This is a genomic window from Phytobacter sp. V69, assembly GCF_965644215.1.
In the GTDB taxonomy this organism is placed as follows: domain Bacteria; phylum Pseudomonadota; class Gammaproteobacteria; order Enterobacterales; family Enterobacteriaceae; genus Phytobacter.
This window is the reverse complement of the sequence record NZ_CBFFRL010000157.1, coordinates 1-11,782: the sequence shown is the minus strand read 5'-3', so window position 1 is coordinate 11,782 and position 11,782 is coordinate 1. Positions and strand designations below refer to the sequence as shown.

The following is an 11,782-nucleotide window of genomic DNA, read 5'->3' as shown; positions in this document are numbered from 1 at the left end:
GCCAGTAAACCCAAGTTAATCGTAGGGATAGATTGTTTAAGCACTACCATCCTGCATCTTGAAGTTACTTGGGTATAAAACATGTCGTTTCAATTCTCTACGTCGATTCCTTTTTTCAAGGCCTGCATTCCCATTTCAATTACCCTTTACGCCAAATCTGCTCGCTGGAGAAAAAACAGCAAGACCGGCCCACCAACCTGGCGCAGCCGCCTATTCAGTTGATCGGGCAAAGCGAGCCGCTGCGCGTACTCAGAACCCTCATTGGGCGTATTGCCCCGGCCAACGTGCCGGTGCTGATTTCCGGCGAATCCGGTACCGGCAAAGAGGTGCTGGCCGACGCTATCCAGCAGCTCAGCCTGCGCGCCAATAAGCCGTTTGTGAAAGTGAACTGTGCGGCGATCCCGTTTAACCTGCTGGAGAGCGAGCTTTTTGGCTACGACAGAGGGGCGTTTACCGGCGCGATGGCGCAGGGGAAAGCGGGCTTTTTTGAACAGGCCAACGGTGGCACGCTGTTTCTCGACGAAATCGGCGAACTGCCGCCAGAGTCCCAGGCCAAGCTGCTGCGCGTATTGCAGCATCAGGAGGTGCAACGGCTGGGCAGCACCGGCACGCTGTCTCTGGATGTGCGCGTCATCGCCGCCACCAACGCCTGTCTGCTGGATAAAATAGAGCAGCGCCAGTTCCGCAGCGATCTCTACTATCGGCTGAACACCATTTCTCTACAGTTGCCGCCCCTGCGGGAACGGGCGGAGGATATCCCGCTGTTGATCGGCTATTTCTCAACCGACCTCGACCTGCGCTATCAGCGTATTATTCGCTTTTCGCCGGACGCGGTTATCCAAATGAAGCACTACGCCTGGCCGGGCAACGTACGTGAACTGCGTAACTTACTGGAATATATGTATGTTTGTTCTGAGGACAACTATGTCGACTCGGAGGCAATCGACACCTGGTTCCGGCAAAACGGTACGCCCGCCACGCAGCAGGCAACAGAGAGCTATGCGACCAATACCCTCAATCATGTTTGCCGCTCAATGCTCAGCGCCAATATGTCGTTAAAGGCCGTTATTGATGAGACGGAAAAATGCATTCTGCGTCAGTTGCTTGATGCCCATGAAAATACCTACACCATCGCCAAACGATTAGGCGTGGCGCAGCCGACGATTGTGCGTAAGCTCCAGCGCTATAATTTGCGGGCCAAACAAGAGTGTGAATAACGCGCAGATAAACGAAAACGCCTGCGGCCAGTGGCGCGCAGGCGTTGTGCTTTTTAGGCTATCGCGGGTTTACAAGCCCAGCAATTTATCGACCATCACATTGGCTTGCAGCCAGAAGGTATAGCCGCTGCGCGGACTCACCGAGGTATACGGATTCTGATAGGTGTTCAGGCTCCCGGTTCTGGCCCCCGTCATCTGCACATTGATCTCCGGGTTCAGCATAAAGGAGGCATCCAGCCCCAGTTGGTACTCATTGCCAGACACATTCCAGCCCGTACCGCCTACCGCGTTGTACTGATCCTGTAAATAGCGTTGCTCGCGATCCGAGAGCTTCGCCCAGCGGAAAAAGACGCCATAGCTGTCAAACGGACGGCTTTGCCAGGGCGCAGACCAGGTTACCCCGGCATCCGCAATGGTTGAAATCCCCTGGTTGCCGTACGACGCAAATGTATGGGTCACGCTGCCATGTACGCTCAACGCGCTGGGCGTTGGGTTTGACGGGTCGTCGCCGCCATCGCGTCGCCAGAAGGCTTTGCTGCCCGAAAGATAAAACCCGGATACGCCCGTGTGCTGCCTGACGGGGCTACTGGTGTCGTACACTTTCGAGGTGCCATTCTGCGTGTAGTACGCATCGTTATAATCTTTGAAATTGTGGAAGCCTAAGACCTCCCAGTTAAACGGATACGCCTCCTGCTGCCAGTTCGATTTCTTCGTCACGTTGGCCACCATAATGGTAATGCCCGTGTCCAGATCATCGTCTTTGCCTTCCCATCCATTGGTGAAGGGATACGCCTCATACGTCCGCCACACGCCAATGTTCGACACGATCTCCGGGGTAAAATGATAGCCGACGCGCAGCCCCCATCCGGCATAAGGCGGCGCGGCAAACCCGGCGGTTTCTGTCAGCACGGTATTCACACAGGACATGGACACATTGCACTGAGTGATACCAAAAAAGCTACCGGGGTTACTTTTACCTGCTTCTATTTCCAGGCGGTCATTAAACATTTTTTGCTCCCAGGTAAAACGGAGCAGGTGCGCGACTTTGGGAATATACGGTGGCGGGTTCCCGGCAAGTAAACTGCCCACTTCACCACCATAATTAAGCCCGTGAACCCAGGGCACCCATAACTGCATAAAATGGATATTACTGCCGGAAATGAGCCCCATTTTATCTAAATCAAAATCAGCGCCCGCCATCAGCATCGTAATAGCCTGCCGTTTATCTGGCGTAATACCGGCACCAATACTGCCAAGCCAGTTCTGGCTGGCAATTAAATGCGGTCTGATACCGTTTTCAGAAAGCCAGACGCCTGCATCGGTAAACAGGCGTCCATCTTGCTCGGGCACGACATTTTTTTCAGCGGCTATTGCACCATACGCGAATAAGAGCGCAGACCCTGTTATCACCCACGCTAAAATCGAACGGCCAGAGGTAATAGAATGAAAATGTTCTGGCATTATTTCTACTCCTTAGAAACAAAGCATTGCATTAATATTATTGTTAAGAGGATTATTAAACGCATAAAAACACCAGCCCCATTAATTTATGGAGAGGTGAAAAAATTGGAAATTCTATTTATCGCAGCGGCTATGCCATTAAAAAATAACCGACGTTATGTCACAGAAATAAAAAAGGCCGTCATGGTTACTGACGGCCCGCAGGAAATAAAAAAGAAGAAAGGTAGCGCTCAGTCGCGCTCTATCGCCAGCGCCACGCCCTGGCCGCCACCGATACACAAGGTAGCCAGCCCCTTACGGGCATTGCGCTTTTTCATTTCATGCACCAGCGAGACCAGAATACGGCAGCCGGATGCGCCAATCGGATGGCCAAGGGCAATCGCTCCGCCGTTCACGTTGACCCGTTTTTCATCCCACTCCAGCACTTTACCCACCGACAGCGCCTGCGCGGCATAGGCTTCATTGGCCTCAATCAGGTCAACATCATCCAGTTGCCAGCCCACGCGCTCAAGGCAGCGACGGGTAGCGTAAACCGGCGCAATGCCCATCAGGGCGGGATCGACTCCCACGCTGGCAAAGGCACGGATACGCGCCATGATCGGCAAGTTAAGCTCCTGCGCTTTGGCTTCGCTCATCATCATCACGGCGGCGGCACCGTCATTAATGGACGACGCGTTGCCCGCGGTGACCGAGCCGGTCAGTTCAAATGCCGGGAGAGTTTGGCCAGCCCTTCTGCGCTGGCGTCGGTACGCGGTTGCTCATCGGTATCCACCAGCAGTGGGCGTCCGTCAACGGACAGTGCTTTCACCGGCACGATTTCATCGCGAAAGCGACCAGAATCAATGGCGGCACGGGCTTTTTGCTGGGAACGCAGCGCCCAGTCATCCTGGTGGGCGCGGCTGATACCGTATTCCCGCGCCAGGTTCTCGGCGGTCACGCCCATATGATAATCGTTGAAAGCATCCCACAGCCCGTTGTGGACCAGGCTGTCGATAAGCTGGCTGTTGCCCAGTCGTGCCCCGGTACGGCTGTCGGTCAGCACGTGTGGCGCACGGCTCATATTCTCCTGGCCGCCCGCTATCACCACATCGGCTTCGCCGCACTGAATGGCCTGCGATGCCAGATGCAACGCTTTCAACCCTGAGCCGCACACATCATTAATGGTGATAGCCGAAACCGTCATCGGCAGGCCGCCTTTAATCGCCGACTGGCGGGCAGGGTTTTGCCCGGCGCCTGCAGTCAGCACCTGGCCTAAAATCACTTCATCGACGGTATGCGGGTGAATGCCGCTGCGATCGAGAAGCGCCTGAACGACATAGCTTCCCAGTTCGACGGCAGAATGGTGCGATAACGCCCCCTGAAAACAGCCGATAGGCGTGCGAACCGCAGCAACGATAACGACATCTTTCATTTCTACCTCAGCGCAAATTGACCCAGGCAATAGTAGTACGTTGTTATCAAGTATTATCGTAATTGTTTAAAATTGGTGAGATCAATCACACAGGCGGGCAGGAACAGCGTCTATGGGGCAGTGCGACGGGCTAACCCGTCGCACCAGGACAGCAGAAAATCAGTTGTTTACCGGAATCACAGCACCTTTGTATTTGGTACGGATCCAGTCCTGAATCTCTTTAGAGTGCAGTACGTTCACCAGCGCGACGATGTCTTTTTTCTTCTCATCGCCACGGTGTACGGTAATGATGTTGGCGTACGGGTTGTTCTCACCGCTCTCAACTGCGATCGGGTCGTGTACCGGGTCCAGGCCCGCGTCGATGGCGTAGTTGGCGTTGATCACCACCGCGTCACCTTCGTCGTTGTTATACATCTGCGGCAGCAGCGCCGCTTCTACGTTCGGCTGGAACTGCAGCTTTTTCGGGTTCTCAACGATATCGCTGATACGCGCAGAAACTTTATCCACGCCCGGTTTCAGCTTGATCACGCCCTCTTTTTCAAAGATAGAGAGGATGCGGCCTTCTTCGGATACCGCGTCACGCATGATGATTTTGCCACCCTGCGGCAGGTCTTTCAGCGACTTGTATTTTTTTGAGTAAATACCAATCGGCTCAATGTGGATTGCGCCCGCGCTGACGAAATCATAGGTTTTGTCGCCCGCGTGGTCTTTCAGTACGCTGTTCAGGTACGGAATGTGCTGGAAATAGTTGGCGTCGATTTCACGGCCAGCCAGCGCGGTGTTCGGCAGGATGTAGTCCTGGAACGGTTTGATCTCCAGGTCGATACCCTGTTTTGCCAGGATCGGTTTCGCCTGCTCCAGAATTTCAGCGTGCGGCACGTTGGACGCGCCCACGGTCAGCTTGTCAGCCCAGGAGGAGAAGCTCATCGCACCCAAAGTCATGGCGGCAATCAGTGTCAGTGTTTTTTTCATGATGTTGGTTTCCATTATTGTTTTTAGCCTAAGTCATTCGGGTTACAGGAAGCTGGCAAGAGCGTGAATCCCCCAGGAGCTTACTGAGGTAAGTGACAGGGGTGAACAAACGTAGTCAGCGCACATGCAACCTGAAGGACGACGGGTAAATTAGCGTTTATCTAACAGAGAAGTGATGACGTCGCCGCAGTACTGGATGATGAAGACAATGATCAAAATGGTCGCTGTCGCCACCAGCGTGACATCGCCGTGGTTGCGCTGGAATCCTTCCAGATAAGCCAGATTTCCTAAGCCACCCGCACCGATAACCCCGGCCATGGCGCTGTAGCTCACCAGAGCAATCAGCGTCACCGTGATACCGGAAACCAGTGCAGGTGATGATTCAGGCAGTAATACCCGAAAAATCAATGTGCTAAGACGCGCGCCCATTGAGCGGGTCGCCTCGATAACCCCTTTGTCCACCTCACGCAGCGCAATCTCCACCAGGCGGGCATAAAACGGCGCGGCACCCACAATCAGCGCAGGCAGCGCGGCATTCGCCCCGAGGATGGTGCCGACAATCGTTTTGGTGAACGGAATCAGCAGAACAATCAGGATGATGAACGGGATCGAGCGGAACACGTTCACCACAATCGAAATCACGCTATAGAGCGCGCGGTTTTGAAATAACCCGCCGCGGGCGGTCAAAAACAGCGCCAGCCCCAGAATGATCCCTAATACAAAGGTTGCCGCACCGGAGAGCGCCGTCATGTACAGCGTCTCCTGCGTTGCTGCCCACAACTGGGCCAGTTTCAGATGCGGAAATACTGTCTCAAGCATGTTTAATCACCTCGCCTTCAATATCGCTTTGGCGTAAATCCGCGAGGATATTGTTCACCTGTTCCTCTGTGGCCACGACGTGCACCCACAGTTGACCAAACACGCCGTGGGCGGTTTGCGTCATTTTTCCATGCAAAATATTGAACGGCAGGCCGTAGCGCAGCGTCAGTTCACCCACCACCGACTGATGCGTGTTGTGCCCGGTGAAGGTCAGTTTGATCACGGTACCGTCGAGATCCGCGTTCAGCTCAGGGTTAAATTCTTCCTCCTGATACTGACCAATCTGGCGAACAAACTGGCGGGTAATCGGCTGCTGTGGGTGTGTAAAGACGCTGATAACATCGCCCTCTTCCACCACGCTGCCGTTTTCCATCACCGCCACGCGGTCACAGATTTTGCGCACCACATGCATTTCATGGGTGATCAGCACAATCGTCAGTTGGAAGCGACGGTTAATGTCCAACAGCAGATCGAGGATCTGATCGGTGGTTTGCGGATCCAGCGCGGAGGTCGCCTCATCGCACAGCAACACATCCGGGTTATTCGCCAGCGCACGGGCTATCCCCACGCGCTGTTTCTGCCCGCCGCTCAGCTGCGATGGGTAAGCATTCTCGCGACCTTTCAGCCCCACCAGATCGATCAGTTCCGCCACGCGGGCTGTGATTTTCGCTTTTGGCGCACCGGCAATCTGCATGGAAAAAGCGATGTTTTCCGTCACCGTACGCGACCACAGCAAGTTGAAGTGCTGGAAGACCATGCTGATTTTCAGCCGGGCCTGGCGCAGCTGCTCGCCCTTTGCCGCCGAGATGTCCTGACCGTTTATCACAACGCTGCCGGAGGTCGGTTTTTCCAGACCGTTCAGCAGACGAATCAGCGTACTTTTCCCGGCGCCGCTGTAGCCAATAATCCCGTAAATTTGCCCCTGCTCAACCGACAGATTGACGCTGTCCACGGCGGTAATCGACGCCTTTCCCTGGTCGAAAATCTTAGAAATATTCCTGAGAACGATCATTGCATTACTTTTCCGTTTGGCGGTTTAGCAGTATGGAAGTCCAAACGATAATAATCAGTCATGAATATAATTCAAATAACTAAATAGACATTAGATATAACTGTTGGTACTAAGCAGCGCCCATTCACACTGTTCTGCCTAATGACTTAATTCAGCAATGGTTATCTGCGTGATGCATAAACCACAGACAGACTTCCGGTAAATTGGCGAAAAACACAGCAAAAAAGCCAAATTACGGCAATCAACACATCCGGACGGCTAAGCACCTTTCCCTCCTGATGTCTAAATAGCAGTTCATATTTCTTTTCGTTCTAATCGCCGGATAAACGTTCTTTAAACAGGTAAATTGACAGACCTATCATCCGCTCATCACGTTTATCTGTGGGTGATTAACCATGTCAGTGTTGCATTCAATTAGTGAACTTATCGGCCAGACGCCGCTTCTCCAGCTGCATAAACTGGAGACCGGCCCCTGCAGCCTGTTCTTAAAACTGGAAAACCAGAACCCTGGCGGTTCCATCAAAGACCGCGTGGCGCTGTCGATGATTAACGAAGCCGAACGGCTGGGCCATTTACAGCCAGGCGGGACCATCATTGAGGCGACTGCGGGCAATACCGGCCTTGGGCTGGCGCTGATTGCCGCGCAAAAAGGCTATGCCTTGATTCTGGTGGTGCCGGACAAAATGAGCCGGGAGAAGATCTTCCACCTGCGGGCTCTGGGGGCAAACGTGGTGCTGACGCGCTCAGACGTCAACAAAGGTCACCCTGCCTATTATCAGGATTATGCCCGTTGCCTGGCGCAAGAGACGCCGGGAGCGTTTTACATCGACCAGTTTAATAACGAGGCCAATCCGCTGGCGCACTTTACTACCACCGCGCCGGAAATTTACGCCCAGCTTGACGGTGATATCGACGCGATTGTGGTCGGCGTCGGTTCCGGCGGGACGCTGGGGGGATTGCAGGCGTGGTTTGCCGAGCACTCGCCCAAAACCGAATTTATCCTCGCCGACCCGGCCGGTTCGATTCTTGCCGACCAGGTTGAAACCGGGCAGTACGGTGAGCCGGGCTCCTGGCTGGTCGAAGGGATCGGTGAGGATTTTATCCCGCCGCTGGCCCATATCGACGGCGTTAACACGGCCTATCGCGTGACCGACGCCGAGGCGTTCGCCACCGCGCGCACCCTGCTACAAACCGAGGGGGTGCTGGCCGGTTCCTCCACCGGGACGCTGCTCAGTGCCGCGCTGCGCTACTGCCAGGCGCAGACCACCGCCAAACGCGTGGTGACGCTCGCCTGCGATAGCGGCAACAAATACCTTTCCAAAATGTTCAACGACGACTGGATGCGCCAGCAGGGGTTGTTAAGCCGCCCGACGCGCGGCGATCTGACCGATTTCATTGCCCTGCGCCACGACGAAGGGGCCACCGTCACCGCCGCCCCGGATGACACTCTGGCCGCCGTGCTGGCGCGTATGCGGCTGTACGACTTCTCGCAGTTGCCGGTGCTGGAAAACGGCCACGTGGTCGGCATCGTCGATGAGTGGGATCTGATAAGCCACGTACATGGCGACAGCGCACGTTTTTCATCACCGGTGAAAGAGGCGATGACCCGCAACGTGGAAACCCTCGACAAGCACGCGCCGGAAAGCGCGCTGAGAGCCATTTTTGACCGGGGCCTGGTGGCCGTCATTGCCGACAACGACCGCTTTCTTGGCCTGATTACCCGCAGCGATGTGCTGACCACCTGGCGTAACCGACTGGAACAATAAAGGAGTACTTATGAAAACGTTGAATACTTTGAGCGTGCACAGCGGCACCTTCACCGACCAGCACGGCGCGGTGATGCCGCCGATTTACGCCACCTCTACCTTTGCGCAACCTGCCCCCGGTCAGCACACAGGCTATGAATATTCCCGCAGCGGAAACCCGACCCGCCACGCGCTGGAAACGGCGATTGCCGAACTCGAAGGCGGCACGCGCGGCTACGCGTTTGCCTCCGGGCTGGCGGCCATCTCCACGGTGCTGGAACTGCTGGATAAAGACAGCCATATCGTTGCGGTGGATGATGTTTACGGCGGCACGTATCGCCTGATTGAAAATGTCCGCAAGCGCAGTACCGGCCTGCGGGTGAGTTGGGTGAAGCCCGATGACCTGGCGGGGCTGGAAGCGGCCATTCGTCCAGATACGCGTATGATCTGGGTTGAGACGCCGACCAACCCGCTGCTTAAGCTGGCGGATCTGGAGGCGATTGCGGCGGTCGCGCAGCGGCATAAGGTCCTGAGCGTGGCGGACAACACCTTTGCCTCGCCGGTTATCCATCGCCCGATTGAGCTCGGTTTCGATATTGTGGTGCACTCCGCCACCAAATATCTGAACGGCCACTCTGACGTGGTGGCCGGGCTGGCGGTGGTGGGCGATAACCCGGCGCTGGCGGAAAAGCTGGGCTATTTGCATAACGCCGTGGGCGGCGTGCTCGACCCGTTCAGCAGTTTCCTGACGCTGCGCGGGATCCGCACGCTGTCATTGCGCCTTGAGCGCCACAGCAGTAACGCACTGGCGCTGGCCCAGTGGCTGGAGCAGCAACCGCAGGTGGAAAAAGTGTGGTTCCCGTGGCTGCCGTCGCATCCGCATCATGCGCTGGCGCGTAAGCAGATGGCGCTGCCCGGCGGAATGATTTCGGTGGTGGTGAAAGGCGATGACCAGTACGCGGCGCAGGTTATTAGCAAGCTGAAACTGTTTACGCTGGCCGAGAGTCTGGGCGGCGTAGAGAGTCTGGTAAGCCAGCCCTATAGCATGACGCACGCCTCTATCCCGCTGGAGCAACGGCTGGCGAACGGCATTACGCCGCAGCTGATTCGGCTGTCGGTGGGGATTGAAGCGGCGGACGATTTGATTGCCGACTGGCAACAGGCACTGGCGTAACGGCATTGACCTTCCCCGGTGGCGCTGCGCTTACCGGGGCTACAGGTGGTCATTATCGTATGCACGGTGCGGTCTGCCCCACCCTCACCCCAGCCCTCTCCCTCAGGGAGAGGGAGAAAATCAGTACCCGGATTAGGCGTTTGCGTCGCCATCCGGGAGCGAACACGGGGGGAGAAAACAGGCTCGAACGGTACCCTCTCCCTGAGGGAGAGGGTTAGGGTGAGGGGGAAATGCGGCTTAACGCTTATCGATGCCGTTGAGGATCTCCAGCGCATCGGCGGAAAGGGTCAGCTGTGCGCTGGCCAGGTTTTCCTGCAGATGCGCAGGCGACGAGGTGCCCGGAATCAACAAGATATTGGGCGAACGCTGCAGCAGCCACGCCAGCGCAACCTGCATCGGCGTGGCGTTCAGGCGCTCTGCCACATCGTTCAGCTCGCCGGATTGCAGCGGCGTAAAGCCCCCCAGCGGGAAGAATGGCACGTAAGCAATGCCCTGCGCGTTCAGCACATCAATCAGCGCGTCATCTTCACGGTTTGCCACGTTATACATGTTCTGCACGCAGGCAATCGGCGTCATCGCCTGGGCATCGGCAACCTGTTTCGCCGTCACGTTACTCAGCCCGATGTGACGAATCAGTCCGCGTTCTTTTAACGCGATCAGGGTTTCCAGTTCGGCTTCCAGTGAACCTTCCGCCGGCCCGTGTACACCGTGCATGCTGCGCAGGTTCACCACTTCCATGGCATCCAGCCCCAGATTACGCAGGTTATCTTCTACCGCGCGGGTCAGTTCCCCGGCGCTGAACGCAGGCAACCAGTTGGCTTTGTCATCACGACGCGCCCCAACTTTAGTCACGATGCACAGCTCTGCCGGATACGGGTGGAGCGCTTTTTTGATTATCTGATTAGTAACATGCGGACCATAAAAATCGCTGGTATCGATATGGTTAACGCCCGCAGCCACAGCGTCACGAAGCACCTGAATCGCCTTCGCTTCATCTGCCGGCGGCCCGAACACGCCCGAACCTGCCAGTTGCATTGCGCCATAGCCCAGACGACCAACTTTGCGGTCGCCAAGACGATAAGTAAGCGTGGGTTGAGACATGGAATACCTCCTGGGTGATAAGTGAACACATTGTAGGACGGCGCAGGCAGAGGCAACAGCGTAATCTGTGCGTTGCTACGCGAGGAGGTGGTTTCTCATACAAATGAAAGGATAATCTCTGCCCGGCTACCGAAATAACAAACCTCTGATATAGTAAATCTATAGCTAATGAGGCCGCCCTATGAAATTTCCTGAAATACCAGAAAACGAAACCGAGCGTCTGAAATCACTGTATATGATGGATCTGCTGGATAAAAAGGATGATGAACGCTTAGACCGCCTGACCCGACTGGCTAAAACCGCGTTCGACGTTCCGATTGGCTTAATCAGCCTGTTAGATCGTGACCGCCAGTGGCTGGTCTCCTGTAGCGGAGAAGTGAGCGTTCGTGAGACGTCTCGCAATATATCTTTCTGTGCACACGCGATCCTGGCACAAGGGATTTTTATTGTGAAAGACGCCAGCGTTGATGAACGTTTTCACGATCACCCGTTTGTTGCCGGTGATCCACATATACGTTTTTACGCGGGTTGCCCGGTGCGTCTGCCGGATGGTTCGATCGCCGGAACAATATGTATTATCGATGACGTACCGCGCGATTTTACCCCGGAAAATATCAACACGTTGCTCGATCTGGGTGCCATCGTGGAAGATGAGTTCTATATCATCAGCATGGCGATGACCGACACACTGACCGAACTGCCCAATAAGCGCGGCTTCTACAAACTGGGTGAAAAACGTTTCGCGTGGTTAACCGATAATAAACGTTCGTTTAGCCTCATTTACCTTGATGTGGAAGGCGGATTCAACTCCGAAGTGCAACGCTAAGCCGCCAATCTTAGCTCTGCAAACACCACAGACGGTTGCCTGAA

The 11,782-nt window shown here is 55.4% G+C and carries 8 protein-coding genes and 2 pseudogenes; 4 read left to right on the top strand and 6 right to left on the bottom strand.

Annotation, left to right across the window (positions count from 1 at the left end; all coding sequences use genetic code 11):
• Positions 1-68 precede the first annotated feature (68 nt).
• Positions 69-1,217 carry a sigma-54 interaction domain-containing protein gene (locus ACSZPU_RS18930; RefSeq protein ID WP_499001927.1) on the top strand — a complete coding sequence of 383 codons (1,149 nt, stop codon included), beginning with the start codon at positions 69-71 and terminating at the stop codon, positions 1,215-1,217.
• 69 nt (positions 1,218-1,286) lie between these two features.
• On the opposite strand, the gene ACSZPU_RS18925 is transcribed toward ACSZPU_RS18930, so the two are convergent.
• The 5 genes and pseudogenes from ACSZPU_RS18925 to ACSZPU_RS18905 form a co-directional block, all read right to left on the bottom strand.
• The gene (locus ACSZPU_RS18925; RefSeq protein WP_499001924.1) at positions 1,287-2,567 is read right to left on the bottom strand and encodes a carbohydrate porin; all 1,281 of its coding nucleotides are present in this window, start codon (positions 2,565-2,567) and stop codon (positions 1,287-1,289) included.
• Between the two features lie 341 nt (positions 2,568-2,908).
• Positions 2,909-4,089, bottom strand: a pseudogene (locus tag ACSZPU_RS18920) (acetyl-CoA C-acetyltransferase).
• 159 nt (positions 4,090-4,248) lie between these two features.
• On the bottom strand, positions 4,249-5,061 hold the full coding sequence (locus tag ACSZPU_RS18915) for a MetQ/NlpA family ABC transporter substrate-binding protein (protein WP_039077131.1): 813 nt from the start codon (positions 5,059-5,061) through the stop codon (positions 4,249-4,251).
• Between the two features lie 150 nt (positions 5,062-5,211).
• Positions 5,212-5,880, bottom strand: a complete 669-nt coding sequence (locus tag ACSZPU_RS18910) for a methionine ABC transporter permease (protein WP_499001920.1) — start codon at positions 5,878-5,880, stop codon at positions 5,212-5,214.
• Complete coding sequence (locus tag ACSZPU_RS18905; protein ID WP_499001918.1) at positions 5,873-6,892, bottom strand: methionine ABC transporter ATP-binding protein; 1,020 nt, start codon at positions 6,890-6,892, stop codon at positions 5,873-5,875. Before ACSZPU_RS18905 ends, ACSZPU_RS18910 begins: the two co-directional genes overlap by 8 nt.
• A gap of 395 nt (positions 6,893-7,287) precedes the next feature.
• On the opposite strand from ACSZPU_RS18905, the gene ACSZPU_RS18900 reads away from it, so the two are divergent.
• Both ACSZPU_RS18900 and ACSZPU_RS18895 read left to right on the top strand, forming a co-directional pair.
• Positions 7,288-8,658, top strand: coding sequence for a pyridoxal-phosphate dependent enzyme (locus tag ACSZPU_RS18900; protein WP_499001916.1), 1,371 nt, complete (start codon positions 7,288-7,290; stop codon positions 8,656-8,658).
• 10 nt (positions 8,659-8,668) lie between these two features.
• On the top strand, positions 8,669-9,811 hold the full coding sequence (locus ACSZPU_RS18895; protein WP_499001914.1) for a trans-sulfuration enzyme family protein: 1,143 nt from the start codon (positions 8,669-8,671) through the stop codon (positions 9,809-9,811).
• 237 nt (positions 9,812-10,048) lie between these two features.
• Here ACSZPU_RS18895 and ACSZPU_RS18890 read toward each other — a convergent pair whose 3' ends face one another.
• Positions 10,049-10,912, bottom strand: coding sequence for an aldo/keto reductase family oxidoreductase (locus tag ACSZPU_RS18890; protein WP_499001912.1), 864 nt, complete (start codon positions 10,910-10,912; stop codon positions 10,049-10,051).
• A gap of 181 nt (positions 10,913-11,093) precedes the next feature.
• Here ACSZPU_RS18890 and ACSZPU_RS18885 point away from each other — a divergent pair.
• Positions 11,094-11,708 (top strand): annotated as a pseudogene (locus ACSZPU_RS18885) (GAF domain-containing protein); the annotation flags it as partial.
• Positions 11,709-11,782 lie beyond the last annotated feature (74 nt).

What these genes read in the sequence shown, in the direction of transcription:
- ACSZPU_RS18915 (WP_039077131.1), bottom strand. Translation starts at nt 5,061, where the DNA reads ATGAAAAAAACACTGACACTGATTGCCGCCATGACTTTGGGTGCGATG.
- ACSZPU_RS18910 (WP_499001920.1), bottom strand. Translation starts at nt 5,880, where the DNA reads ATGCTTGAGACAGTATTTCCGCATCTGAAACTGGCCCAGTTGTGGGCA.
- ACSZPU_RS18905 (WP_499001918.1), bottom strand. Translation starts at nt 6,892, where the DNA reads ATGATCGTTCTCAGGAATATTTCTAAGATTTTCGACCAGGGAAAGGCG.
- ACSZPU_RS18900 (WP_499001916.1), top strand. Translation starts at nt 7,288, where the DNA reads ATGTCAGTGTTGCATTCAATTAGTGAACTTATCGGCCAGACGCCGCTT.
- ACSZPU_RS18895 (WP_499001914.1), top strand. Translation starts at nt 8,669, where the DNA reads ATGAAAACGTTGAATACTTTGAGCGTGCACAGCGGCACCTTCACCGAC.
- ACSZPU_RS18890 (WP_499001912.1), bottom strand. Translation starts at nt 10,912, where the DNA reads ATGTCTCAACCCACGCTTACTTATCGTCTTGGCGACCGCAAAGTTGGT.